This is a genomic window from Lutispora sp. QWL-02 (assembly GCF_058315355.1).
In genome coordinates this window covers 2011370-2036031 of record NZ_CM177762.1, presented here as the reverse complement: position 1 = coordinate 2036031, position 24662 = coordinate 2011370, and the positions used below count along the sequence as shown (strand labels likewise).

26 protein-coding genes are annotated in these 24662 nt (G+C 41.1%); 3 read left to right on the top strand and 23 right to left on the bottom strand.

Annotated features, from left to right (window positions below):
- Positions 1 to 28 precede the first annotated feature (28 nt).
- From AC4HCY_RS09370 to AC4HCY_RS09260, 23 genes are all read right to left on the bottom strand, one after another.
- On the bottom strand, positions 29 to 1666 hold the full coding sequence (locus AC4HCY_RS09370) for a terminase large subunit (protein WP_050571177.1): 1638 nt from the start codon (positions 1664 to 1666) through the stop codon (positions 29 to 31).
- 30 nt (positions 1667 to 1696) lie between these two features.
- Positions 1697 to 1885 (bottom strand): DUF5049 domain-containing protein, encoded by a 189-nt coding sequence (locus tag AC4HCY_RS09365; RefSeq protein ID WP_024400899.1) that lies wholly within the window; start codon positions 1883 to 1885, stop codon positions 1697 to 1699.
- Complete coding sequence (locus AC4HCY_RS09360; RefSeq protein WP_024400900.1) at positions 1878 to 2336, bottom strand: gamma-glutamylcyclotransferase family protein; 459 nt, start codon at positions 2334 to 2336, stop codon at positions 1878 to 1880. The genes AC4HCY_RS09365 and AC4HCY_RS09360 overlap by 8 nt, the downstream gene beginning before the upstream one ends.
- A gap of 38 nt (positions 2337 to 2374) precedes the next feature.
- Positions 2375 to 3274, bottom strand: a complete 900-nt coding sequence (locus tag AC4HCY_RS09355) for an amidoligase family protein (protein WP_024400901.1) — start codon at positions 3272 to 3274, stop codon at positions 2375 to 2377.
- Positions 3275 to 3409: 135 nt separating this feature from the next.
- On the bottom strand, positions 3410 to 3637 hold the full coding sequence (locus tag AC4HCY_RS09350) for a DUF4314 domain-containing protein (protein WP_019155121.1): 228 nt from the start codon (positions 3635 to 3637) through the stop codon (positions 3410 to 3412).
- A complete protein-coding gene (locus AC4HCY_RS09345; protein ID WP_024400902.1) occupies positions 3637 to 4425 on the bottom strand; it encodes a hypothetical protein in 789 nt (262 codons plus the stop codon). The genes AC4HCY_RS09350 and AC4HCY_RS09345 overlap by 1 nt, the downstream gene beginning before the upstream one ends.
- A gap of 101 nt (positions 4426 to 4526) precedes the next feature.
- Positions 4527 to 5768, bottom strand: a complete 1242-nt coding sequence (locus tag AC4HCY_RS09340; protein ID WP_024400903.1) for a site-specific DNA-methyltransferase — start codon at positions 5766 to 5768, stop codon at positions 4527 to 4529.
- On the bottom strand, positions 5743 to 6924 hold the full coding sequence (gene metK, locus AC4HCY_RS09335; protein ID WP_024400904.1) for a methionine adenosyltransferase: 1182 nt from the start codon (positions 6922 to 6924) through the stop codon (positions 5743 to 5745). The genes AC4HCY_RS09340 and metK overlap by 26 nt, the downstream gene beginning before the upstream one ends.
- Before the next feature lie 17 nt (positions 6925 to 6941).
- On the bottom strand, positions 6942 to 7493 hold the full coding sequence (locus AC4HCY_RS09330; protein WP_024400905.1) for a P27 family phage terminase small subunit: 552 nt from the start codon (positions 7491 to 7493) through the stop codon (positions 6942 to 6944).
- A 111-nt stretch (positions 7494 to 7604) separates the two neighbouring features.
- Entirely contained in the window at positions 7605 to 7964 is a 360-nt protein-coding gene (locus AC4HCY_RS09325; protein WP_042679870.1) for an HNH endonuclease, read from the bottom strand.
- 120 nt (positions 7965 to 8084) lie between these two features.
- Entirely contained in the window at positions 8085 to 8543 is a 459-nt protein-coding gene (locus AC4HCY_RS09320; RefSeq protein ID WP_042679872.1) for an ArpU family phage packaging/lysis transcriptional regulator, read from the bottom strand.
- A gap of 4 nt (positions 8544 to 8547) precedes the next feature.
- A complete protein-coding gene (locus tag AC4HCY_RS09315; RefSeq protein ID WP_042679875.1) occupies positions 8548 to 9897 on the bottom strand; it encodes a DEAD/DEAH box helicase in 1350 nt (449 codons plus the stop codon).
- Positions 9878 to 10159, bottom strand: a complete 282-nt coding sequence (locus AC4HCY_RS09310) for a VRR-NUC domain-containing protein (RefSeq protein ID WP_039652072.1) — start codon at positions 10157 to 10159, stop codon at positions 9878 to 9880. The genes AC4HCY_RS09315 and AC4HCY_RS09310 overlap by 20 nt, the downstream gene beginning before the upstream one ends.
- Before the next feature lie 257 nt (positions 10160 to 10416).
- Complete coding sequence (locus AC4HCY_RS09305; protein ID WP_491095912.1) at positions 10417 to 12762, bottom strand: virulence-associated E family protein; 2346 nt, start codon at positions 12760 to 12762, stop codon at positions 10417 to 10419.
- On the bottom strand, positions 12759 to 13178 hold the full coding sequence (locus AC4HCY_RS09300; RefSeq protein WP_024400910.1) for a DUF7768 domain-containing protein: 420 nt from the start codon (positions 13176 to 13178) through the stop codon (positions 12759 to 12761). Before AC4HCY_RS09300 ends, AC4HCY_RS09305 begins: the two co-directional genes overlap by 4 nt.
- 3 nt (positions 13179 to 13181) lie before the next feature.
- The gene (locus AC4HCY_RS09295) at positions 13182 to 13973 is read right to left on the bottom strand and encodes a phage antirepressor (RefSeq protein WP_024400911.1); all 792 of its coding nucleotides are present in this window, start codon (positions 13971 to 13973) and stop codon (positions 13182 to 13184) included.
- 86 nt (positions 13974 to 14059) lie between these two features.
- Positions 14060 to 15994 (bottom strand): DNA polymerase, encoded by a 1935-nt coding sequence (locus tag AC4HCY_RS09290; RefSeq protein ID WP_024400912.1) that lies wholly within the window; start codon positions 15992 to 15994, stop codon positions 14060 to 14062.
- Positions 15991 to 16551: a DUF2815 family protein gene (locus AC4HCY_RS09285; protein WP_024400913.1), complete on the bottom strand. Its 561-nt coding sequence runs from the start codon at positions 16549 to 16551 to the stop codon at positions 15991 to 15993. Before AC4HCY_RS09285 ends, AC4HCY_RS09290 begins: the two co-directional genes overlap by 4 nt.
- Positions 16552 to 16555: 4 nt before the next feature.
- On the bottom strand, positions 16556 to 17683 hold the full coding sequence (locus tag AC4HCY_RS09280) for a DUF2800 domain-containing protein (RefSeq protein WP_024400914.1): 1128 nt from the start codon (positions 17681 to 17683) through the stop codon (positions 16556 to 16558).
- Positions 17680 to 17997, bottom strand: a complete 318-nt coding sequence (locus tag AC4HCY_RS09275; protein ID WP_024400915.1) for an rRNA biogenesis protein rrp5 — start codon at positions 17995 to 17997, stop codon at positions 17680 to 17682. Before AC4HCY_RS09275 ends, AC4HCY_RS09280 begins: the two co-directional genes overlap by 4 nt.
- Positions 17998 to 18315: 318 nt before the next feature.
- Positions 18316 to 18810 (bottom strand): sigma-70 family RNA polymerase sigma factor, encoded by a 495-nt coding sequence (locus AC4HCY_RS09270; protein WP_039652167.1) that lies wholly within the window; start codon positions 18808 to 18810, stop codon positions 18316 to 18318.
- Positions 18811 to 18964: 154 nt separating this feature from the next.
- Positions 18965 to 19123 (bottom strand): hypothetical protein, encoded by a 159-nt coding sequence (locus AC4HCY_RS09265; RefSeq protein WP_200888058.1) that lies wholly within the window; start codon positions 19121 to 19123, stop codon positions 18965 to 18967.
- 22 nt (positions 19124 to 19145) lie between these two features.
- Positions 19146 to 19604, bottom strand: a complete 459-nt coding sequence (locus AC4HCY_RS09260) for a helix-turn-helix domain-containing protein (RefSeq protein WP_228381164.1) — start codon at positions 19602 to 19604, stop codon at positions 19146 to 19148.
- A 186-nt stretch (positions 19605 to 19790) separates the two neighbouring features.
- Between AC4HCY_RS09260 and AC4HCY_RS09255 the strand changes: the two genes are divergently transcribed.
- The 3 genes from AC4HCY_RS09255 (at position 19791) to AC4HCY_RS09245 (ending at position 24655) form a co-directional block, all read left to right on the top strand.
- On the top strand, positions 19791 to 20450 hold the full coding sequence (locus AC4HCY_RS09255) for a helix-turn-helix domain-containing protein (protein WP_024400918.1): 660 nt from the start codon (positions 19791 to 19793) through the stop codon (positions 20448 to 20450).
- Positions 20451 to 20468: 18 nt separating this feature from the next.
- Positions 20469 to 21731 (top strand): double zinc ribbon domain-containing protein, encoded by a 1263-nt coding sequence (locus tag AC4HCY_RS09250; RefSeq protein WP_039652065.1) that lies wholly within the window; start codon positions 20469 to 20471, stop codon positions 21729 to 21731.
- Between the two features lie 71 nt (positions 21732 to 21802).
- A complete protein-coding gene (locus AC4HCY_RS09245) occupies positions 21803 to 24655 on the top strand; it encodes a DEAD/DEAH box helicase family protein (RefSeq protein WP_024400920.1) in 2853 nt (950 codons plus the stop codon).
- The last annotated feature ends 7 nt before the right edge of the window (positions 24656 to 24662 follow it).

The window sequence follows — 24662 nt, the reverse complement described above, 5'->3', positions numbered from 1 at the left end:
AAAAACGTTATAATAATAAATTTGCAGATTAAAGAATCAATAAACCTCTTCCATCATAAACAGAGTTACCTGTTCCACCTTTGCGGATCGCTCGGTCAAGAGCCATAATGGTAGCGACAGCTCCATCTATTCTCTCAGTTGACTTTTCTTTATCTGGTTTAATATTACCGGCAGGATCTGTTCGGATAAAGATGTTATCCATCATCCATCGGAGCACCGGATGACCACCATGCGCCAGTTTCTCTTCCAAGGTAAGCTTCATAAGCTCCTTCGTTGGCGGACTCATATCTTTAAAACCTTGACCGAAAGGAACTACTGTAAACCCAAGGTTCTCTAAGTTTTGTGTCATCTGCACAGCTCCCCACCGGTCAAAGGCAATTTCTCGAATGTTGTACTTTAAGCCCAGCTCTTCGATAAAGTTTTCGATGTATCCATAATGCACCACGTTTCCTTCAGTGGTGTGTAAGAACCCCTGCTTCTCCCAAACATCATAAGGAACATGATCACGCTTTACCCTTTGGTCCAGATTATCTTCCGGTATCCAGAAGTAGGGAAGAACGATGTATTTATCTCCTTCATACTCAGGCGGGAAGATAAGTACGAACGCTGTAATATCTGTAGTAGATGATAAGTCCAAACCACCGAAGCATTCTCTTCCTACAAGGTTTTCTGGATTTACAGCAAATGAACATTTATCCCACTTCTCCATAGGCATCCAGCGCACTGACTGTTTTACCCATTGATTCAAACGAAGCTGCCTGAATAGGTTCTCTTCGGCTGGGTTTTGCTTTGCGCTTTCACAAGCAATCTGTATCTTTTCAATGTCCACTGTAATACCCAGAGAGGGGTTGGCTTTCGCCCATACCTTTGGATCTGTCCAGTCATCATCTTCGTCAGCACCGTAAATGACAGGATAGAATGTAGGGTCAACCTTTCGCCCTTCCAGGATATCTTTGGCCTTTTGATGCACCTCGTAGCAAATGGAATGGGTATCATTCCCAGCAGTTGTGATTAAGAAATACAGTGGTTGTTTTCTGGCATCACCGGAACCATGAGTCATGACATCGAATAGTTGGCGGTTAGGCTGAGCATGAAGTTCATCGAAAACTACGCCATGAACATTTAGGCCATGCTTAGTATAAGCTTCTGCAGACAAAACCTGATAAAAGCTACCAAGGGGTTTATAAACAAGTCGTTTTTGCGATAGTACCGGTTTAATCCTCGCTTTCAGAGCTGGACATTGTTCTACCATATCCACTGCTACATCAAAAACAATGGAAGCTTGCTGTCTGTCAGATGCACATCCGTATACTTCACCGCCATGCTCAAAATCACCACAGGTAAGCAGTAACGCAACCGCTGCTGCAAGCTCAGATTTCCCTTGCTTTTTAGCGATTTCAATATATGCCGTATTAAATTGACGGTAACCATTAGGCTTTATAATCCCAAACACATCGCGGATAATCTGTTCCTGCCAGTCTATCAGTTCAAATGGCTGCCCATACCATTCTCCCTTGGTATGCTTTAAGCAATTAATAAAAGACACCGCAATGTCTGCAGCGTCCTTATCATATACCGAACCATCCGCCTTAAAGATGGTCGGCTTATATTTTTTTAGTTTACGTATGGCCGCCACCTCCTTATGGGTACGAAAAAAGGAACCCATTAAGAGTCCCTTAATTTTCTATAAAGTTGATTAGGTTATCTTTTTGTCTTTCCCTGTCAGAATAAAATGCCTATATGCCTCTTTATTCCTTTTTAGGTATTCTACTAGCTCAATATAGCCTTCTCTTAAAGCAATGCTAGTCACAATTGGGATATCAAACATATTTGATTCACCTAAATCTCGAATGGAAAGGATTTGTTGCTTAATTATCTCATTCATTGGCTACCTCCTCCGATTCTACTGAATCGGTTGTCGCTTTGCGCAGGATTTCCACATCGAAGCCCGCACTCTTATAGCCTTCTAAAATTGTACTGTAATAATAACAACTCGGCTGTCCAAGCGGTCTACCATCATTCATGATGTAGACCATCGCCTTGACGGTTTTGCTTCCCAACTTCACTTTTATTGTTTCCTTTCGATAAAGGAACGGCCATCCCTCGTAACGGTCAAGTGCCGCTTCATCGATCGGTGTAATCTCCCACACTAAAACTGGTACGTTGCCACCCTCAAAAGGCTCGATTGTCGCCACAGCGCCCGCGTGTACCCCTCTAAATAATAGACGGTGGTCATTGATTTGGCTTGCTCCTACCACCTTCGCTGTGGGGCATCTGTTGGCCATTTGTTTTAGGTTAAGGTTGGAGCCATAGGCAAGATATAATTTATTCTTCATTGTAATCCTCCTTCTTAGCTTTGTGGGTTAGGGGCAGCTCAGGCCGCCCGAAACCGCCATGCAGCTGAACCCGAAAGTGCTGCTGTCAAATGCTCTCTGCAGTTTGCAAATTCATCTCCAATGAAACCAATCCGGTTTAGGTAGGTTCTCATGGCAAATTTCTCGTTTTCCACCTGCGGTTTCTTTGCTGATGCACACTTTTGCGTTAAGGCTTGGTGGTTGATGGCAAGTGCTAGAACAATGTAGCTTCTTATCTTTCCTGCATGAAGTTCGCTATTAAATCCTCTAAGTTCAACTGTATGGTTTCCGGTAAAAAAGCTGTGAAGGTTGAGGAAATGGTAGCGGCTGTTGTGGTAATGAGTGCTTCTACTCTCGCTGTAACCTTCGTACCAAATGTCCTCAATTTGTCTCATCGTTTTAGGCTTTTTATGGTTCATCTTCTCAACCAAAATGCTGTCCATCTTTTTGCAGTAATTCATTCTCTGCGGTGCAATCTGAAGTGCTTTATAAAATAAGTCATTTTTGCTTGCAATGATATTTACAAAGTTTCGAATGCTTCGTGGGGTATGTTCAGCACCGTCTAGATGAATGTGAATTCCGCATGATGTATTTGTAAAGGCTCCAGCTTTGCGAAGCTTTCTTACTAGCTCCTGCAAAATTTCAATGTCCACCCGGTAGGTTAGGATTGGGCTAACCAGCTCAACGCTATAATCTCTACCTGCAGCTACTTTTCTTCTACCTTCTTTTCTTTGGCAATTGATGCTCCCATCGTACAAAAACTTCCACACTCGACCATCTGGAGTTTTTACCTTCTTGGTGTCGTAGTATGTCCCGCCTTCACTGTAAATGCCTTGCAAAAACTCTGCAGCGACTCTAGCCGCCCTTTCCCTTGTAATCCCGGTAAATTCAATCTCAATCCCGAATTTTGCACTTAACATCGTGTCTCGCTCCTTTTAAAGTGTGTTTGTCCTTTCGGCATGTACATATATCACTCTAAAAGGCTTATATAGCAAGACAATTCTGCAATATAAATCTACATATTTACTGCCATATTGGGCTTAAAATGTGTTTGTTTACTCTTCAATTTTCTTGCATAAATCCTCTCCAAAGACCACTCCAAGGGAGCTGCCTGAATCCCAACTGACGTGGATGGTTCCCATATCATCAACACTAGTAACCGTACCTTTATCTCCAGGCTGAAGCTTGGTATAAGGGTCATTCATCTTAAGTAGCATTACACGAGTTCCTGGAGTGTAATAACTTCTAAGTTGCTTTAGCATTTCTGGGTGAATGATATTCATTATTCACTCACCTCCTCATGCTTGGCACTTACGCTTTTGAAGGCAGAGCTACCCGACAGTTTGGAGAGGAGAATTTTTCGTTCTGTTTTGTATTCTGGCCCGATAAAGCCAAGTCTTAGAAGGAAACAACGGAAAGCGTACTTTTCATTCTCCACTGATTTCTCGGTCGAGTTGACGCGGGTCTGCTTCTTTGCCATTTCACAAAGTGCTGTTACAAAGTGGGTATAAGCCTTAACCTCCTCTGCGGAGCACTCACTCTGGAACCAAGGGAAGGTTATAAATTCCTCATTTATGATAATGGGAATAGAGTCAGTATCAAGTGCTTTCTTTATAAGGGTTTCTTTGCTTTCTACCAATCCTTTTAGGTTACCAAGTGCAGTTTCGCTAAAACCCTCCCTCGGCATTTGAATAATCAAACTAATAGCTTCTTCGGTTTCATTTGATTCGTTGTATACGGGAGGTTCTTCGTAATCACTATTTGGATTTACCCTACCCTCAAGAGCCGCTTCATTGGGAACTTGAATATTTTCAAGAACAGGCTCTGCTTCTGGAAGTGGTGTGTCATATTCTGCTGTAACCGCCTTAAAGTCATGAAGGCCTAATAGATCATTAACCAGTTCATAATTATCTGGTCCTCTGACTACCCCGTTTTTGTCAATGTTGTAGTCTGCCACTTCATATGCAAATGTAGGTGCTCCAAGATATCTTGCAGGAGCATTCAGTTTTTGGCTGATTGCGTTGACTAGCTCTTTTCTTTTTGCTCCTGTGACATTATAGTTTATCTGCATTTTTTATACCGCCTTTCTATTTTCGGTACATACATATATCACTCTAAAGGCTGTTAATATCAAGTCATTTAGAGCATCTTTCTGTAGAAAATACTGTTCCATTAATCGGCGGTAGCAACGTCTGGCAGGTCACAATATCTTATTTTCGAACCATCTCTTAAAAGAAACACACCGTCTGAGTTTCCAACTTGCTCAATATACCTTTTCACAATAACATCACAGTACTTTTCATCCAGTTCAATGGTGTAACAGATTCTATCTGTCTGCTCACAGGCAATCAGTGTGCTTCCTGAACCACCAAAAGGATCAAGCACGATACAATTAGAAAGGCTTGAATTCAAAATAGGGTAGGCCACAAGTGCAACTGGCTTCATCGTAGGATGATCACTGTTTTTCTTCGGTTTCTCAAATTCCCAGATGGTGGTCTGCTTTCTATCGGAATACCAGTTATGCTTGCCTTTCTTTTTCCACCCAAAGAGAATAGGTTCATGCTGCCATTGATAAGGGGAGCGACCGAGAACAAGGGACTGCTTTTTCCAAATACAAGTACCAGAAAGATAAAATCCTGCATCGGAGAATGCTCTTCTAAAATTGAGTCCTTCGGTATCCGCATGGAATACATAAATAGAAGCGTCCTTTGCCATCGCTACTTCGGTGTTCTGAAATGCTGCAAGCAGGAAATCGTAGAACGCTTCGTTAGCCATATTGTCATTTTTGATTTTTCCAGCAGTGCCTTCATAGTTAACATTATATGGAGGGTCCGTAACTACCAAATTAGCAGTTTTCCCATCCATCAAGACATCAAAGGTGTCTTTCTTTGTACTGTCTCCGCAGACTAATCGATGCTGTCCAAGTAGCCAAATATCCCCTAAATGCGAAACAGCGGGCTTTTTCAGCTCGCTGTCTACATCGAAATCATCTTCTTTTATATTATCCTTAAGGGAATCCTTGAAAAGATCGTCCAACTCTCCTGGGTCAAAACCTGTCAAAGACACATCAAAGTCTGAAGCATTTAAGTCCGTGATGAGAATTGCTAATTTGTCTTTATCCCAATCACCACTTATTTTATTTAGTGCAATGTTCAGCGCCTTCTCCTTTTGCTCATCCATTTCAACAACTACGCATTCTATCTCCTCCATGCCCATACTCAGCAGGATTTTCAAACGCTGATGACCTCCGATGACTCTGCCTGTGGTCTTATTCCATATTACGGGTTCTACATATCCAAACTCCTCAAGGGAACGTTTAAGTTTCTCATATTCCGGATCACCCGGTTTTAAATCCTTCCTTGGGTTATATTCAGCGGGGATGAGTTGTTTAGTTTTTATCTTCTCTATCAACATACTTTTCCACCGCCTTTCTAAATTCACTGTACTTATTTACATCCTCCCACGGGAATAGACAACTATTAAAGTGACCATAAACAGCTGTATCAGAGTAAATCACATTCCTTAGACGCAACTTCTCTATGATTGCCGCAGGTCTTAAATTGAAAATCTCCTGTGCAGCAAGAGTTAATATTTCGTCAGAAACAATACCTGTGCCAAGAGTATTTACAGAAAAGGCTACAGGATTTGCCTTACCAATGGCATAGGATATACTAACTTCACATCTCTTTGCATAACCACACCAGACGATATGCTTTGCAATGTACCGAGCCATATAGGCACCGCTTCGGTCAACTTTGGTGGGGTCTTTACCACTAAGTGCGCCACCTCCATGGGATGCAAGTCCTCCATAGGTATCAACCATAATTTTTCTACCAGTTAAGCCTGTATCGGCAGCGGGACCACCTTCGACAAATCTACCAGAGGGGTTAATGAGAATTTCTGTTTCATCATCAAATGGGAAGTCCTCAAAGCACTGCCATAGGACATTGTTAAGGATATCTGTCTTTAGTTCTTCCTGTGTTTTATTCTTATCATGCTGTACCGATATCACAATAGTCTTTATTCGCACTGGAGTGTCCCCTTCATATTCCACCGTCACCTGCGCTTTACCATCTGGGTGGATACCTTTTATCAGTTTCCCTTTTCGGCAATCATCCAGTCTCTTTACAATCCTGTGAGATAGTACAAGGGGTAGGGGAAGCATTTCTCCTGTTTCCTTTGTAGCATAGCCGTACACAGTTCCTTGGTCTCCAGCACCTATCGAACCATACTGTTCATTTATTCCATTTCTTACTTCCAGTGCAGTATCCACGCCAGTTGCAATATCTACACTTTGTTTGTGTACAAATACATAAATCAAGAATTTAAGAGGGTTGTATCCAATCTCTTTAAGGACATTCCTAACAATGTATCGGATGTCTATTTTCTCGCTGCAGGAGATTTCGCCCGCCACGATAATTTTCCCTTTGGTTGCCATTACCTCACAAGCAACACGTGATGCTTTATCTTTACGTAAACATGCTTCTAAAATGCTATCTGCTATGATGTCGCATAGTTTATCAGGATGTCCAGCACATACACTTTCAGCTGTTAAATATCTTTTACTCATTACATATCTCCTCATCTTTATTTTCCTCTGCGGGCAGATAGCAGTCGCTCCATCACATCGTCCTGTGGGTTTAAACCAGAATACTCTGTAGCACAATTCTCTTTAACGATTTGATAAATCTCCATCCACAATCTGTTTGTCTGACTCATAAAGTTCTGACTCATAGCTACATAAGGACTTTGAATAGCATTGCCGGTAGTTGGATGCTTGGCAAGAAAGCCAAACTCAGTTACCGCCTCCTCACACTGTATCCATCTGGCCGCACTCATGGCATATCGTTCTAGAAGCTGTGGGAGCACCAAATGGGCACAGCCTCGCTCCTCAAGCCATTTCCAAGTAATTTCATAAATCTCGCTGGCTACTAGGGTTTTCCCGTCCTTTTGCACCGCTGAGAGCATGGCCCTTGGCTTTGGCATTTCCTGCCCCTTTAAATCAGCGGTATTTTGGAAGTCAATGATTTCTAGCTTTCTCTTACCTGGATTTCCCTGTGCAATTTTATCAGCAAGTGGTTTCTTTTTTTGACCAGAACCTATACGGGCACCGCCACGATTTGTTCCATCTTTGGCCATTCACTCACCTCTTTTCGTTGATGGGTCTATTACCCTGTTTGAAACCGCGAATTTTCACGCGTTACCCCACGCCCGTTGTCCACTTAAAAGGCTGTAGAGATTCGACTCCCCCTACCGGGATGGCCAACGGTCTCCATCTCTTGCTGTGATGGCAGAGTGACAAGGAGTACAAAGAGCCATCAAGTTACTTTCATCGTGTGTTCCCCCTCGCGACAAAGGAAGGATGTGATGCACTTCAGCAGCCGGTGTCAGCTTTCCCTGCCTTTTGCACTCTTCACACAGAGGATGGGCTGTGATGTAACCGTCACGTATTCTTTTCCACGCACGACCATAACGCTTCCTCGTCTCTGGATCGCGCTGATATTTTTCATATCGTGAAGCTTCCTTTTTGGCATGCTCCGGACAAAAGCGTTCATCTGTCAGCTCAGGACAACCAGGAGAAGAGCATGGTCGTTTAGGTTTCCTTGGCATTTCGCACCTCCATTTGGGTATAGAAAAAGCCCCCGCGGTTTTTCCACGAAGGCTCTCTACAGTTTTTCACAATACCATTGTATAACCGATTTCTAATAAAATCGTCCACGATATTACTCATTACTTTCCATAGAGCAGTAGCGCTAGATGCTGAAGCGCCCGATTCTTCTTGTTGTATGCAGAGGAACGTTCAATGTTAAAGCGGTCACAAATGTTATACACTGCATCTATCTGCTTTTGTTCATCATCCAAATAGAACTCCTTTAACACATACTGTTCATCCTCCGTTAAGGCATCCCACGCCGGTTGAAACCAGTCCATGTATTCCAGTGCTTGACGATAGCGTTCTTTCAATACATCAATTTCATTGATGCAGGCAATGAGCCTTTTCTCTCCTGCTTTTGGATCATGGGTCGATGGCATGCCATTTAGAACTGGAGAAGCAGTGGAACTCATTTCTTCGTTGAGAGTAGCAATGTCCTCATCAGTATGTTCTATGATGTACTTCATGCTGCTGTAATCTTTTAAGGCATTAATTGCCGCTGCTCTTTTATCTAAATACTGCCAGACAATGTTCATCGTATCAGACCTCCTTTAGTGTTGCTTTTACCGCATCTATCAGTGCGGATTGGGTATTGTCTTTATCTTTTAAAGCTTTCATTACACGCTCATCAATGGTGCCTTTGGCAATCAGGTGATGGATCACTACCGTTTCATTTTGTCCTTGACGCCAAAGACGGGCATTGGTTTGCTGGTAAAGCTCCAAGCTCCAAGTCAGGCCAAACCATACAAGAGTTGAACCTCCAGCTTGCAAGTTCAGTCCATGGCCTGCTGATGCTGGATGGATGACTGCAATGGGGATTTCTCCATCATTCCACCTTTTAATAGAATCGCTAGTGGATAATACCTCAACTTCAAAGCGCTTTTGTATTCGAGATAAATCATGCTTAAACCAATAAGCAATTAGAACTGGTTTGCCATTAGCGGCTTCGATTAAGTCTTCCAGTGCATCCAGCTTACGGTCATGTATATGAATAACTACACCTTGATCATCATAGACTGCTCCGTTTGCCATCTGCAGGAGCTTTCCTGAAAGAGCTGCTGCATTAGCAGCAGTAATATCCTCACCTTTCACCGTTGTAATTAAATCCCGCTTCATAGTGTCGATAGTTTTCATTTCTTTTTCAGAAAGCTTCACTGGCACTTCGTTTATAACCAACTCCGGCAACTTCAGGTAGTCTGTCCCTTTCATGCTAATAGTGATGTCAGATATGAGCCTATAAATAGCTTCTTCTGCTCCCGGTTTTGGTTTGTAGGAGAAGATCACTTGCTGATTGCGTTTATCTGGTACGAAAAAGTCCTCTCGATATCTGCCAATAAACCTGCCCAATCGCTGTCCCATATCCAGCAGGCGATACTCAGCCCATAAATCCATCAGTCCATTGGATGATGGCGTTCCGGTAAGCCCTACGATCCTTTTAATCTTTGGCCTGACTTTAAGTAGGCTTTTAAACCGTTTCGCTTGATGGGATTTGAAGGATGACAGCTCATCGATTACTACCATGTCAAAATCAAAGGGTATGGCACTTCTAGAAATTAGCCATTCGACATTTTCTCGATTGATGATGTATACCTGAGCTCTTTTCATAAGGGCTGTTTTCCTCTGTACCTCAGAGCCAACTGCTACGGTGTATTTAAGACCTTTTAGGTGATCCCACTTTTCAAGCTCTGCAGGCCATGTATCTCTGGCTACTCGAAGAGGTGCAATGACCAGAACCTTACGAACAAGAAAACTATCCAGTGTTAAATCAAAGATGGCAGTTAAGGTAATGACACTCTTACCTAATCCCATATCTAAAAGCACTGCTGCTATGGGATGGGTGAGGATATACTCAGTGGCATAAACCTGATATTCATGAGGCTTGTATTTCATGAAGTATCCCTCCAATCTGTTCTATGTGATCCAGGCAGAATACCAAAAATCCAAGTGATTCTAACTGTCTTTTTCGCTTTTCCTGTAGAGGCCTTAAGGTTTTACCTGGAGCTTTTACCTCCACAAAAGCTATTTTTTTATCCGGCAAAAGAATCAATCTGTCTGGCATTCCATCAAAACCTGGTGATGCAATCTTCAGTGCAATGCCGCCTATATCTTTTACTGCTTTTACCAGTTGTTGTTCAATCCATTTTTCTCTCATATAGCCTCCATGTTCCCTAAATCCAAAAAGTCTCTATACGCGCGTATATACGCGTCTGCAGGTAATTTCTTCTTTTTGTCTTTAGGATTATTTTTAATAATTATTTTTGGAACAATGGAACATAAGTTATAAAGTAGCCAACTTTACAAGGGGCTGCCGCCTGTTCCGATGAGGTGTACCAAAAGACCGTTTTTGTTTCACCGGAACAGGTGAAATCTGTTCCCGAGAAAAAATTGTTCCATGTGTTCCAAACTAAATTATGTTTTGGGAACATAAACCCATTGTGGTCCATAAAGCGGGATACGTTCTTTTTTCACGAGTCCAGTCCAGCCTCCGATACTTGCCATAATTGCAGATATCTCATTGCCATCCATTCTTCGGAGATTGGCTCGATCTTTGCCAAAGCACTCACACCAGATTTCCATATTAGAAACCGATTTTCGTTTCCAAACACCAACCCTTTGGCTTTCACCAAACTCAGTCCCGTTGATATAGGCTCGACGTTCATATAGATCCATGGTGTCCCAATCCTCAGGTAAAAGCATATCAAGGTACTCTCTAACCAAACCTTCTCGCTCATCGGACTCCATAGCTTCTCGCTGTTCTTCTTTTGCAAGCTTTTCAAGGCTAGCATCAAGGTACAATTTCTCTCCAGCCTTTACATAGGTAAGAGCCTCAGCCCATATCTGCAGAATTTCATCCTGCTTTAGCTGCCAAGATTTTTTTGTGCCATTTCCCGGAGTCTTTACTGGCCAGAAGCGACGGTTTCCTGTGGTGTCCCGCAAATAGCCTTTCTCAGCATTGGTGGTTCCGAAAAAGATACATTGTCTTAAGTGCGGAGTAGCTCTCCTGCCAAAGCTGGCACGATAAATGTCATTTTGGCGAGACAAGAAACTTCGAAGTGTTTCGACTTCAGCTTTTTTAAGTCCGGCTAGTTCTCCAATTTCTAAAATCCAGTAACCTTGAAGTTTTTCTGCGGCGGTCTTATCCTTGGTATCCGATAAGTTCAAGCTATCTGAAAACCAGTCTCCACCCAACTTGGCTATGAGAGTGCTTTTTCCAACTCCCTGCGGGCCATTAAGAACCAACATGGAATCGAATTTGATACCAGGAGTTAGCACACGAGAGATAGCTGCACATAAAGTTTTTCTTGTTACAGCCCGAACATAAGAGTTATCTGATGCACCTAGATAATCGATGAGCAGGGTATCTACTCGCGGTACCTTATCCCATTCAGGGAGTGCATCAATAAACTCACGAATAGGATGATAAGATCGGTCGTCAGCTACCTTTGCTACCGCCACATCATAGTTTCTTGCAGAAAAGGTTCCGTAATGGGTGTCGATGTAACTAATCAACTGAGCATCGTCTGCATCTCTCCAGAACTTTGATGGATGCGGCCAAGGAACATCACCTTTTATTTCGAGACTATCTGATAGCTGATTAAACACAATGCTTTTCAGGTTTGGATCATTTTCGAGTATTAAAATCAAGTTTCTAAGGGTATTTTTAACTGATCCTGTCTTGTCAAGCTCCAGCTGCTTTTCCCAATCTTCATCAACAAACTCTTTTTCTGCCTGAGCCTTTCTTTCTTCAGCAAACTGCTCTTTTACCCGTTCATCTTCCAAAGCCAGATCTGTCATGGCTTTAAACGAAGGCAGTTTACTTGGCGCTGTATTTTCTGCAGCCTTTTCATCTAAGTCGCGAAACTTATGCACTCGTACCAAATCAAAAGCGTTTAGCAGCATTCCGCAAGCCGGATCGGTGGCATGATGGCTATAAGCAAATTTACCGTCGTAGATTACCAAGCCCGCTGAAGAATCTGCTGGAATATAATCAAACCTGCCATTCATAGCACTTGGCTCATATACATCCGCCAAAAATGTATTGATAGCTTCTTCAATGGTATAAGCTCTACAAAATGCCCCGACAACACCCTCTTTACTTAAAGGATCTGCTTGCTTTGTGATTTTCCTTTGTACAACCTCTGATTGTCTTGTGGATACAGGCCACATGGATGTATCCCGCCAATCTGCATATTTGGAAAGATAAACATCAGGATCTAAAAGCTCTCCATCCTTTTCTTTAAAGACAAATTCTCCATCAGACGGTGTAGATGGCCAATACATTAATCTTGAAGGTTCATAAGTGGTATCATCGAATAAATTAATCCCAATCTCCTTTGCAACCATCCGGCCAAGGGCTGGGTATTCATCTTCTGTCACTTCTCTTCTTAGTGGTATGATTAGTCTCAGTCTTGGAGCTTCCGGTGTATGTTTATGTGTGGAATAGATACAGCATTGAAAATCATGAAGTGATTCAATCTGCTCCCAAATCCCTGGTTTGGCATAATCCATATCCAATGTAAGAAGGGAGCGGGAGAGGACATAACCATTTCTGCGCTTTCCTTCACGGAGAGCTCCTCCCACAAACCCACCCACATCTTTTATTGAGTCCTGCTGAGCGCGACTCATTTTGCGAAATTCAGACACTGTTTCTGTTGTTCGTATGGTAGACCCCACTCGGGCGATGAAGTCTTCCCATGTGATGTCTTTGTTCTTCCACTTTTTATCCATCCGGCTGTTACCAACCGCTATCTTCATATCTTCTGCACCTCCTCGCAGTTTTCGGTAAAATACCGAATAGGAATACGATGCTTCGATGCTTTATCTATTTCTGCTTGCATTCCTTTTGAAATGTAGCGACCAAATACCCACAACTCCTCGCACTTTCTAAGCCAAACCATTCCAAAGAATAGTCCTAGTTTTCTTTGTTCAGGATCGCTATCATCTAGCACTTGCGGGTATAGCAGGTGAGGAGCAAAAGGAATAGTTCCTTGCTCCACTGCAAACTTCAGGTATTCTCTAGCTTTATTCAGATTTTTTTCTATGTCTCCAGCAAAAGGAGAACAAATAAAAACGCAAGGTTTATAGCTTTTTGCCTTTTCTTCACGTATAATATTTTCCATGGCTTCTGCTGCAGTTGGATCTGGATAGCCTTCGGCGTTATATCTATCCATAAGCTACATCTCCTCGAATTCGGACTCTTGTTCAATCAATGGTAAAATGCCATGATCCTTAAGAAGCTCATAAATGAACAAGCGTCCTTTCTGAGTCCAGTAAGTATGAACCTTTGAATGCATCGTCCCATCATTTCCAGGGTACGTATGGGTTTTGGTTGTCGTATATCCATGTTGGGCATACTTTTGATATAGAAGCCAGATTTTCCCTTGACGGAACTGAACGCCAAGATCATGTAAATATTCATTGAACCAACGACCAGACTTTCCATAATCCTTGGCGATGGTTGTGATAGACACCGCATCCTTGCAGTTAAGTACCACATCGTAATAACTGGCTTTGGGTTTCATTTCTGCAATCTGCTGTTCTTGAATGCTAATGGTAGTTGTTAGCTCGGCATTTTTGGCTCTTTCGGCTTTAAGCTCCTGCAGTGCTTGAATCAAAAAGTCCGGATTAGCAAGCAACTCATCTGTAGCATAAAGTCCATGCCTTCTGATGGAAGGAAGAACTTCATGAGTTACCCAGCGCTTGAACTTTTTAGCTTCTGGCTTTCGAGAAACCAATATCACGCTATAAAGGCCACTTTCATTGATAATAGATACTTCCTGTTTTCCTCCAGGGGTGTCGATAATATCGACTCCCTTTTCATCACTGTCCAATCGAGATGTAACATCACGACTGTTTCCAATTTCTAGCACAGAACAGACATCCTTAAGTACCCACCAAGGATTACCATCCTTTAAAATTGTTCTGACATTGTTGCCCTCGTAGTTGAAAATCGTTAATTTGTTCATATCGAACCTCCAGCATATAGTTGTAGAGCGATAAAACATGCCCTCAGCTATAAGCAAAAAAAGAGGAGGCTTCGAACCCCCTCAAATTAATCTTTTTTATAAAAATCACATTCAAATCCATCAGCACGAAGTAGAAGCCCATGCGCCCAAGGCGGTACCTGACCCATAAGAACACAGACGTCTTGTACGCATATTTCTAAAGGAACCTCTAAAACTGCCTCATCATGGACATGCATGACAATATTTAGTCCTGCTTCATCCAGATTTCGCATGGAATGGCAAAGAAGATCTCTTGAAATGGCCTGCACGATGTTCTCAACAAACTTCGGACCATAGCTTTCAATACGCTCCCACTTCTTTGTGGCACCAACGCCTTCATACGTCACTGCTTCACTGCCGAATCTGTTAATCCCCATCCTTGGTTTGACATAGGTAAGCTGTCTCCCGGATGGCAGCCATATCAACAGCATTCCACTACGATATTCAAATCGGATACGCTGAGTTTCTGTTCCGCATCTTTCTTTTACAGCTTTTTTAACTGCTCTATCGACATCCCACCAAAGCCTAACAATGTTTGGATTCGCATTTCGCCATGCATAGACCAAAGGTTTTAATTCTTCTTCGGTAAGACCCATATCAAGTGCTCCCATTGCTTTTAACGCACCAACTGATCCACCATACCCCAAGGCCAACTCCGCAATTTTTCCTTTTTGTCTGAGTGGACTACCTTTTGTGACTTCTTCCAAGGGGACCCTAAACATCTGGGAAGCGGATGCTTCGTAAATCTTGCCATGGGTAGCGAATACCTCATTTCTCCATGTCTCGCCTGCGAGCCAGGCAATCACTCTAGCTTCAATTGCACTAAAATCAGCAACAATAAACTTATATCCTTTCTTTGGAACAAAGGCGGTACGGATTAACTCGGACAAAACCCCTGGAACAGAATCGTACAATAATTCCAAGGCCTCAAAATGACCACCTCTAACTAACCTTCTCGCCTGCTCCAGATCCGGCAAATGGTTCTGCGGAAGATTTTGAACTTGTATAAGCCTCCCTGCAAATCTGCCGGTTCGATTGGCACCATAAAACTGCAATAGACCACGTGCTCTTCCATCAGCACATACTGCATTTTCCATAGCGGTGTATTTCTTTACACTGGACTTTGCTAGTAGTCGCCTCAGTTCCAGCACTTCACTCAGGTGATCTGGAGCTTCCTTTAATAGTGCCTTAACTGACGCCTTATCAAGACTATCCGTTTCCAGACCACTTTCCGATAGCCAGGTTTTCATCTGGGTCACTGAGTTTGGATTTTCAAGTTTAGTAAGCTCTTTTAGTCGGCTTGTGAACTCTTCTCGGGTTTGTTCATCACACTGGATAGCCTGCCTTACCAAGTCTAAATCCAATTGAATACCTCGATCATTAATCTGCTGGTCTAGAATATAGTTCTGCCACTCCTCTTCTGGCATAGGGAACTTCTGAAGCTTTGCCTGTATGGAAAGTTCAGCTTCAACATCTCGAAGGTTATATGCTTTGAAACTCTCCCACTTTTCTAAAGCATGCTCCGGTAGATTGCGAGTTCGGCCTCCATTAGACTGAGTCGCTTTGCATGGAACAGAGAAATATCGGATGAGCTCCTTACCCTCAGTCAGCTTTTTCTTATCTGCTCCTGTTACGATTGCTGCCCCTTCCAGAGATAGAGGAAGTCCTAGGTAGGCAGACCATACCATCGTACAACGCCATGTAGCAGGCTCAAGCCAGACACCAAAATGACGAGACAAGCAGATTCGTTCAAATTGAGCATTAAATGCCCACTTTATAACCTTACTATCTAAAATTGCATTCTGTATTTCTTGTGGGATGGCCTCACCACACGCCAAGTCAACTACCTGTACAGGACCAGCATCCACACTGTAGCCAAAAAGTAGGATTTCAAAATCCGGTGCTTCAGCGTAACGATAGACCCCGCTTTTGGCGAGGTCTACGCTACTATATGTTTCTATATCTATGCTGAGGGTTCTCATGATAAAAAGTCGTCATCCACGTCAGTGGCAAAGTCATCAGCTGCATTGGTTCTACCGCCTAAAGGCTCACCATCGCGGATTTTTTGAATGTTTCCAAGGCCACACGCTATACCCTTATTTCCATTGGAGTTAAAGGCATAGAAGTTGATACTCACTCTTGCATAGACACCGGAGTACACTTCTGAACGATCAAGGATTGGATTGACGTTTCTGTCTACAATTTGTGGAGCAGTATTGCTGTTGGCATTGATAAAATAGCTGTTGGCATAAGCCTCATCATCCGGACGATCAATGTCGCCATCACGCAGAGGGAGCTTGAGAACTGCTTTATTGGGAATCTTGCCACCAAATTTACCTTTGCCTTCCTCAATAGCAGCATTAACCGCTTCGTTGATAGCACTTAAGGTTTTAGTATCGCTCTTAGGGATAATCAGGCTCACACTGTATTTTTCAGCACCGCCATTGATGGATTTAGGTTCCCAGACATTGGCATAAGAGAGTCGTACCACTCCTGTGATTACTTTCGTTGGGTTCATTCTTTTTGCTATTTTTGACATAGTTTTATACCTCCATAAAATCATTTTTTGCTGATGATGTGTTCATTTCAGGACGCTTGTCTGAAACTGGTACTAGCGTTGGTTTACCTGGTGGCTTTATAACTAGTCCTCCAAGGACTTCATTAAATTTTGTCTTGCCCATCAATTTTTCCATTTCAGTAATGGTGATGAGACTTTGCTTGTATATGTCACGATAACCTGCATTCTTTGCTGCTTCTGCGACCGCTTCTTCATCTTTGTATTTACGGTTGGAACGGCCTTCGACTACTTTAAAGCCGGGCCACTTCTTTCCATGATTAACTGCTGCATCTGTCGCATAGGCTATAATCTCATTTGCCCAGCTGGTGAGATCACCGATAGAAGATAGAATCCCGGCAATTTCTTCATCTGATAAAAGTGGCGGTAGCGCAAACTCAAATGTAGCCAGTTTCATTTTTGCTTCTGCTCTTGCTCTACATTTCACTGCTGCTCGACAAAATTGACACCATTCTCCAGGGCAGTAGTTTCCGTCACCAGCGAAGGCCAGTTCAGCTTTAGGCTTCAAAACTTCTTCAGCCCACTGATACAAGCTTTCTTTTGAGACTGTGGACGTGCTGACATTTTCACGACGGGGCTGATAGATTGTCATTGAAACCATCTCGATGTCATAAATACCATCAAAGAGATCCAGTGCACCAAGGGCATATAGTTTCATTTGAGGATTGTCCTCTGCGCTGACTAAGACACCCTGACCATACTTAAAATCAATAATGTGAAGAGTTCCGTCAGCGATAATTACACAATCCCCGGTCCCAAAGCCATCAGGCACATACTTTGAAAAATCAAGCCGCTGTTCTATCAAGATCAAGGGATCACTACAGGCCTGCTTGGCTTGCTCAATTACTTCAAGTACATACTCCACGTAATCATCGGTGTAATTGTCCATCTCATCTGAGTCATATGGAGAAACCGGCTTTTTTGATCTCATCTTAAGCGCCTTGCGGAGTTTGTGTTCACTTAACGCATGGGCAGCAGTGCCTTCAGCCGCAGCTTCACCGCTGTTGTCGTCAAACTCCAGCTCCAACCTCGCTGATGGTGTACAGTTCATCCAGCGATGGGCTCCAGATGCAGAGAGAATTGCATGTTTACTCATTTCAATCCCTCCGCATCGGCAAGAAGTGCAGCATACTTGCTTGGATCAATCTGGCTGAGTTTTGATGCACCATACTTTTCTAGAAGTGCTCTTACTTCAGTTGTAAATCCGTCATGGCTTTTTTCCGCAAGTACCGCCCTTACTTCTTCTAAGGTGATCTGCTTTTCTTCAGATTGTTTTTCAGGCTTTGGTTGCTCTGGCTTTGTAATCTCATCAGGCCCATTACTTGCTATTGCATCAGCTACAGCCTGAACGCTATCCGCTAGCGATCTAAGATCTGACACCACATCGAGTAGAAGCTTGACCCTGCTCATGTCCCACACCTCCTTCCTTGATTTCCTTAATTTCTACCGTCTCAACTGAGTCGCCGGGAGTAATTACTAGCAGACTGACTTTCTTTCCGAATAGGAAATCAAGCATTCTCGTTCGGATTGTCTTCCGACTGCTTTGAATTACTGGACTTCTTACGCCACCGGGCCTTGCCACATTGATAGTAACTTTGTGTTTAAGGCTCATATTCCATCTCCTTTCCGGGGGCGATTTATCTGCCCCTCACCGATAAGCGAAAAAGAGAGTTCTTTCGAACCCCCTTTAGAGAAAAGAATTTTTATAATGGGTCCTTGCGAACCCAATTAGGATAGAATTTTTCTAAGTCTTTCTTGAAGCTTTTTAAGGCGACCGCGAATAGCCGCTTCTGTAACACCTTCTTCTGCTGCAATATCAGTGTTGGATCGTTTCTCAAGGTACACTTTTTTGAAGAGTTCTTTTTGTTGTGGTAAAAGACATTCCATTGCCTTAGTTAACTTGTCCAGCATATCTTGATACTCAGTTTCATCTTCCGCTTGGAGCATAAGATGTTCGGGATTCGCAGTATCATCCGCAAGATACTTATTGCGGTCATTTGCCAATTCATTTTCACCATCATGATAGGCATCTAAATGAGTTGTAACTCTGTAATCATAGCGGCGCTGCTCGTCCACTTCGTCATCATCCATAGTATGTAAAAGCTCGATATCAGCTTCGGTGACTCCATCTTCGCCTGGGGTTATTACAATCTTTGTTCCTTCAGCGGTGTAATAAATGTAGTTAGTTCTCTTTTTTTTACTTGTTTTGTACGCTCTTTTCATAATTTGACTCCTTTGGTTTTCAAAATTTGGCTTTGAAAAATCCGCAGGAGCCGGTTTTCTTTTATCCGCAGAGCAGAAAAAAAGACGGGCAGGAAACACTTTCAAAGTGTTCATCCTGTCCGTCTAGCGGCTCTGCGGATTATTTCGGGTTAACTTAAGCTATCTTTATGACTTCATTATTTTTGACTTCATAGGTTCCATCATCTAGGAAGCGAATGACAGTACGTATACCTTTATGTACTATTTCAACAATTTTCTGACTTGAATCAATGCGGCAAACAAGCTTGCCAGAACTATTTTTTATACTCTGCATAAAGTTGAGCCTCCCTCCTTATCTACTGTTTGGAATTACTTAAAACAAACAAATGCTCCCATTTTTCATTGGGAAAAGCTTTCAAAAAACCACCAATTGCCTTTTTGCCTCCTTTTCGTGCACCTCTAAGCAGTCTGTTAGCTTCTGTTACAGAAACACCCATGTGCCTTGCTAAATCACTTCCAGACCAACCTAGTGACTGCATCATTCTTTTAATGTGCGGTATATTAGGAACAATACAATCAAAAGCATGAGGATACGAACTTTTTAGTTCGGTTTCAGGTAAAATAAAAAGCTGCCTTTTATCAGCCTCGGGAAAAGCTTTTGTTATACCAGATATTACTTTTCTACCGCCTTTACGTTCTCCATTTAAAACACGATTTGCCTCAGAAACTGAAACATTCATTCTTCTTCCTAATTCAGCTCCAGTAAGTCCCTCTTTCCTTGCTAATTCTCTTATATAGTTAGTGTTAATTTTCATTTTTACCTCCTCTTGAACTTTTAGGTTCGGTTTAGGTTAAATAAAAAAACTACTTCTATAAAATGGTTTTCTTTTATTTTAGATTATCAATCATTGAACCTTTTGTCAATGAACTTATTAGTTCACAAAAATAAGTATTGCGTTTTGGTTCGGTTTGTGATATTCTTCTTCTAGGAGGTGAGTATTGTGGCTGAAACAGCAATTGGAAAATACCTTAAGGCAGCTCGTGAAGCAGCTGGTATTAAAAAGTGGGCACTGGCTGAAAAATCAGGAATTAGTCATACAGAAATTCATAGAATTGAAAATGGTGATAGAGCTAACCCATCAATCAAGAATATTAAGGCAATATGTAAAGCATTAAATATTCCCGTGGAGGAAGCTTTAAAAGCAGGAGGATATATTAGTGCTGCCACTGATATGGATTCTTATCTTGAAGAACTATTTAATGAATCTAATCCTAAAACCATTGCAGAAAAAATAAGATCTTTAAGAAAATCCAAAGGACTCAGTATTTCAGAATTAGCAAATTTATCCAATCTATCACCTCAAATAATTGAATCCATGGAGTCTGGCGATAACCTTTGTGATTATAATGATTTTGCTTCCATTACTAGAGTTTTTGGTATCCCCGCTCTACGGGTATTATCAGAAACAGAGTCTGCGGAAGATCTAGTAAATTCTACTAAGAGTAGTGGAGATGAATTGCTTGAAGGCTTATCTAAGTCTGAAGAATTAGTAAAAACACTATTTAGAGCAAAAGATGCTCCAAAAGAAACAATGGATAAAATGGCCGAATTCATTAATATCGTTTTAAAGCAAAGCGGAATATCTGATGACAACAAATAACAAAAGGAGGTGAACGTGTTGGCAGCTAAACGCATTCCAAATAAGCCCAGATATGATTACGTAAAACGCACAGCACGTAAAATTTTATTGTCAAACAATATAAATTCACTTCCGACTGATATTGATTTGATTTTTAAAGCTAACAATATCATTTTATTTTCTGAATCTGAAGCTGAACAAATTGCTATGAGCGATTTACCCCATGAATTTAAGAACAACAAAGATATTCAAGCTATTACACAAAAGAGAATTATTCAAGGAAAATCAATATATATATCTATTGTAAAAGATCGTAATAGGGTTCCGGGTAATGTTCGTTTTTCCAAAGCACATGAATTAGGACATATATTCTTGAAACACTTTGAGGAGTTCGATCTTCCGTCCTCGCTAAACATTAGTAATTCTCACGAATATTGGGTTCTAGAGCGTGAAGCTGAAATGTTTGCTGCAGAATTACTTGCCCCTACAGCAATTCTCCGCGCATGCAATTGCTTTGACAAAGAAAGTATAAAATCACTTTGTAATTTATCTGAAGAAGCTTCAGAATATGTAATATGTGATATTAGACGCGATTATCATCTCATGGAGCGTGAAAAAGCTGCACTTGAATGCCAGTTTGATGACTTCATTAGAAATAAAAAATACTTACTTCTCACATCACCTGCATTTTGTGGCAATTGTGGAGCACCATTAAAACCTGCAGATCGATACTGCATAATGTGTGGATTTAAAACGACCAATAACGTAAACATAGATAAGGTATTTTTATACCCAACAACTATTCCGTTAAAAAGCACTGGACGTGTCTACTATTGCTTGAGATGTGGAGAAATTGACTTACCCTTATCTTCAAAAATATGTAATGTCTGTTCGGCTCCATTATACAATCTTTGTACAAACTGTAACAGTAAACTATCTGGAAATGATAGATTCTGCGGTTCTTGTGGAGGGGTATCATCTTTTTTCCAAAGCCGCTTACTGGAGAGTTGGGCTGAAGTACAAAATAGTTTGAATAGCGTACACAAGAATCAAATACTCAACTATAGAAAAATTAATTTTTGGGATTATATCATAGAAAAACTATTAGACAAAAATAAACTTGATGTCCATAGGGCTTTATTTGGGTCATGTGGTTATGATGATTGCGGTAAATTGATTATTGCATTTGAATCAGAAAGTAATAATTTGATTGATAAGGATGTTATTCTTGATGAAATAAATGCTATTTGTTTGCCATATTTTGATACTACATATGACGATATAGATATTATACTTACTTAAACAGCTCAATAATAAAATTTCTGATAGGACAAGGTAGCTCCTTGTCTCTATCTCGTAGGAGGAGGGTTTTTATGATTTTTAATAGTATATTTTCTAAAAAGTATACTTCGTGGGTGGAGTTAGAGGCTGCAATTGAATCAATTGAAATTCCTAAAGAGAAAGGTACTGCTTTTGAACAGTTTGTCTTTGCCTATTTCACATATTTTAAGGATTTGTATCTTATCTCAGAGCTATATATGGAAAACTCAATTCCAATTGAATTGAGAAAAAAAGTAAAACTAGAGAAACGAGATAGTGGTGTAGACGGCTTAATAGTTAAAGAAGATGGAAAAACTGTAGCCTACCAGGCGAAATTCAGAAGCGGCCAATTATCCCCTTCTTATGATGAACTAACTTCATTTTGGGCTGAGTCTGAGCATGCCGATGAGCGATGCATTTTTGCAAACTGCTATGAGCTTCCCCAACAAGCTTACAAAAAGAAAGATCAATTTTTTGTATTAAGAAATGAATTAAGTAGCCTAGAACCAGATTTCTTCGAATGGTTGTACTCTTATGCGACAACTGGTGTAAGCGAAACACGTATTCAAAGGTATACACCTATGCCTCACCAAGTTAAAATGATATCCGATGTTCTTGAGGGATTCGCAACAGAAGAAAGAGGGAAAATGCTTGCCGCTTGTGGCACTGGTAAGACCCTTACTGCATTATGGATAAAAGAAGGTTTATTGGCAAAAAATGTACTATTTGTTGCTCCGAACCTTGCTCTCATAAAACAAACTCTTGAAGCTTGGATGCCACAGGCAAAAGCTCCATTCACCTACCTTTGTGTATGTAGTGATGCGACAGTAGCCGAGAATGCAAAACATCTAGAAAATGATGATTTCCAGGCAGATGCTTCATATATCGGTGTTCCGGTTACTACCGATCCAGAGAAAATCCTTAATTTTATAAAATTCGAATCACCGAAAGACAAGGTTATATTCTCAACATACCAATCGTTAGATGCCATAGTTGGAGCATTAGAAAAAATTGATAGATTTACTTTTGATATTGCCTTCTTCGATGAGGCTCATAGGACTGCCGGTAATAAAGATACTCAAATGTTCATTATGGGTATGAATGATGCTTTTATCCCTTCCGAAAAACGGTTATTCATGACAGCTACAGAAAGATTTGTTAATCCTCGTATAGTAGGGAGAGCACGTGAATATAATTATGAAGTCTTTTCTATGGATAACTATGAACAGTATGGCCCGACATTTACCTCACTTCCTTTCAGATCTGCTATTGAACAAGGAATAATCAGCGATTACAAAATAGTTCTTTGTTGCATGAAAGAAGGAGAACTAAAAAGTATAATTGATAATAATCTTGTTCTAAACATTGGCGATAGGGAAGTGGATTCGCAGAATCTATTCAAACAAGTTCTTCTCGCAAAAACCATGAATGATATTGGAATTAGTAAAGCTATTTCCTATCATCGCGATATTGAATCTGCAAAACGCTTTATTTCATCTGCAAATGGGACTAACTTAAACGAAGTAGTATCTGGTATTTCTGGAGATATAGTCGTTTCAGATGTATATTGTGACCATATAAATGGAAGCATGTCTGCTGGAGCTAGAAAAGCAATTTTTGACGATTTTATAACATCTCCATTTGGTGTAATTTCTAATGCTAGATGTCTCACAGAAGGTGTTGATGTACCGATAATTGATGCTGTATACTTTGCTGACCCCAAAAACTCAGTTATCGATATTATTCAAGCTGTGGGGCGTTCATTAAGAAAAGTAAAAGATAACCCTGACAAAATTTCGTATATAATAATTCCGGTTATTATCGCTGATGAGGTTTCTAGTTTTGAAGATATTGATCCCGAGAATTTCAGCACACTGCATACTGTTGTACAAGCATTAAGAGACCAAGATCGAATTCTTGCAGACTATATTGACAAACTAAATCTAAAACTAGCAACAGGCGAGAGGCCTAGGGGTGAAGACGATGGCGACTCCCCAATAATCATAGAGGCAACAGAGCAACTAGGAATTGACGATATAGCTGGGAAAATTCTCTTACGAGTTGCTGAAGTAAATAGAGACCCAGCAAATATATCCCGGGAATTTATTTTTGAACCTAAGTCTCGTACATCAGGAGTAGAAAGAGGAGATTTTACTACTATCGGAGACTATAATCTTGAATCATATTGGAAATCATGTGTAATAGCTACTTTGCAAAAATATGAATCTTTTGATGTAGGGCTTCCACGTACTGCTATAGCGATTGATCATAACAATGTTTCACATGCTGTGAAGATCGGTGCTATAATCGAAAAAGAACGTAAATTCTATGTAACTGATATTGGCCGTAAGTTATTTGCATGTTCTTCTTTTGAAGAAGCTGCACCGATATTTGAAGAACAATTATTAAAGTTTAACAAATTAGCGGCAATCACTAGGTTTCCACATTTTCCGTACCGTTATGCTTTAAGGGTATTAGCACAAGTAGGTAAAATATCGAAATTTGAATTTGCCTATGCATTATTTATAGCTAAAAATATTGGAGTGCGCGGGGTTAGTGAAGCCTGTGAAAGGATATCATACCTTAGAGATACTTATCCTCGTATTGAAAGTTTAAGTGAAGCTAACAAAGAAATAGTTTTGGCTGCTCTTAACGAAAAGTTCGATACAACACTTAAGCTCATTGACATTTGGTCATCTAGAACAACCCTTTACAACCAGTTTAATTACCTTAAGAAGCACCTTGCAATATGGCCCGGAGTAACTATCTCAGGAACTCCAGAAATAACGCTTGCCCCTAATGGAGCGGATAAAATTAAAGAGCTTCTGGAAAAAACAAACGAGATAGAAACATGCCCTATGGATAAGCTTATAACGAACTTTATTACTTTCAAAAGTTGGCTTTAAACAAACT

Bases quoted from the DNA above. Each gene is read 5' to 3' on its own strand.
- AC4HCY_RS09365 (WP_024400899.1), bottom strand. From the start codon at position 1,885: ATGAATGAGATAATTAAGCAACAAATCCTTTCCATTCGAGATTTAGGT.
- AC4HCY_RS09280 (WP_024400914.1), bottom strand. From the start codon at position 17,683: ATGAGTAAACATGCAATTCTCTCTGCATCTGGAGCCCATCGCTGGATG.
- AC4HCY_RS09290 (WP_024400912.1), bottom strand. From the start codon at position 15,994: ATGAGAACCCTCAGCATAGATATAGAAACATATAGTAGCGTAGACCTC.
- AC4HCY_RS09330 (WP_024400905.1), bottom strand. From the start codon at position 7,493: ATGGCCAAAGATGGAACAAATCGTGGCGGTGCCCGTATAGGTTCTGGT.
- AC4HCY_RS09315 (WP_042679875.1), bottom strand. From the start codon at position 9,897: ATGAAATACAAGCCTCATGAATATCAGGTTTATGCCACTGAGTATATC.
- AC4HCY_RS09285 (WP_024400913.1), bottom strand. From the start codon at position 16,551: ATGTCAAAAATAGCAAAAAGAATGAACCCAACGAAAGTAATCACAGGA.
- AC4HCY_RS09370 (WP_050571177.1), bottom strand. From the start codon at position 1,666: ATGGGTTCCTTTTTTCGTACCCATAAGGAGGTGGCGGCCATACGTAAA.
- AC4HCY_RS09270 (WP_039652167.1), bottom strand. From the start codon at position 18,810: ATGAAAAGAGCGTACAAAACAAGTAAAAAAAAGAGAACTAACTACATT.
- AC4HCY_RS09260 (WP_228381164.1), bottom strand. From the start codon at position 19,604: ATGAAAATTAACACTAACTATATAAGAGAATTAGCAAGGAAAGAGGGA.
- AC4HCY_RS09275 (WP_024400915.1), bottom strand. From the start codon at position 17,997: ATGAGCAGGGTCAAGCTTCTACTCGATGTGGTGTCAGATCTTAGATCG.
- metK (WP_024400904.1), bottom strand. From the start codon at position 6,924: ATGAGTAAAAGATATTTAACAGCTGAAAGTGTATGTGCTGGACATCCT.
- AC4HCY_RS09305 (WP_491095912.1), bottom strand. From the start codon at position 12,762: ATGAAGATAGCGGTTGGTAACAGCCGGATGGATAAAAAGTGGAAGAAC.
- AC4HCY_RS09295 (WP_024400911.1), bottom strand. From the start codon at position 13,973: ATGAACAAATTAACGATTTTCAACTACGAGGGCAACAATGTCAGAACA.
- AC4HCY_RS09325 (WP_042679870.1), bottom strand. From the start codon at position 7,964: ATGCCAAGGAAACCTAAACGACCATGCTCTTCTCCTGGTTGTCCTGAG.
- AC4HCY_RS09245 (WP_024400920.1), top strand. From the start codon at position 21,803: ATGATTTTTAATAGTATATTTTCTAAAAAGTATACTTCGTGGGTGGAG.
- AC4HCY_RS09355 (WP_024400901.1), bottom strand. From the start codon at position 3,274: ATGTTAAGTGCAAAATTCGGGATTGAGATTGAATTTACCGGGATTACA.
- AC4HCY_RS09345 (WP_024400902.1), bottom strand. From the start codon at position 4,425: ATGCAGATAAACTATAATGTCACAGGAGCAAAAAGAAAAGAGCTAGTC.
- AC4HCY_RS09265 (WP_200888058.1), bottom strand. From the start codon at position 19,123: ATGCAGAGTATAAAAAATAGTTCTGGCAAGCTTGTTTGCCGCATTGAT.
- AC4HCY_RS09320 (WP_042679872.1), bottom strand. From the start codon at position 8,543: ATGAACATTGTCTGGCAGTATTTAGATAAAAGAGCAGCGGCAATTAAT.
- AC4HCY_RS09340 (WP_024400903.1), bottom strand. From the start codon at position 5,768: ATGTTGATAGAGAAGATAAAAACTAAACAACTCATCCCCGCTGAATAT.
- AC4HCY_RS09300 (WP_024400910.1), bottom strand. From the start codon at position 13,178: ATGGATAGATATAACGCCGAAGGCTATCCAGATCCAACTGCAGCAGAA.
- AC4HCY_RS09360 (WP_024400900.1), bottom strand. From the start codon at position 2,336: ATGAAGAATAAATTATATCTTGCCTATGGCTCCAACCTTAACCTAAAA.
- AC4HCY_RS09350 (WP_019155121.1), bottom strand. From the start codon at position 3,637: ATGAATATCATTCACCCAGAAATGCTAAAGCAACTTAGAAGTTATTAC.
- AC4HCY_RS09310 (WP_039652072.1), bottom strand. From the start codon at position 10,159: ATGAGAGAAAAATGGATTGAACAACAACTGGTAAAAGCAGTAAAAGAT.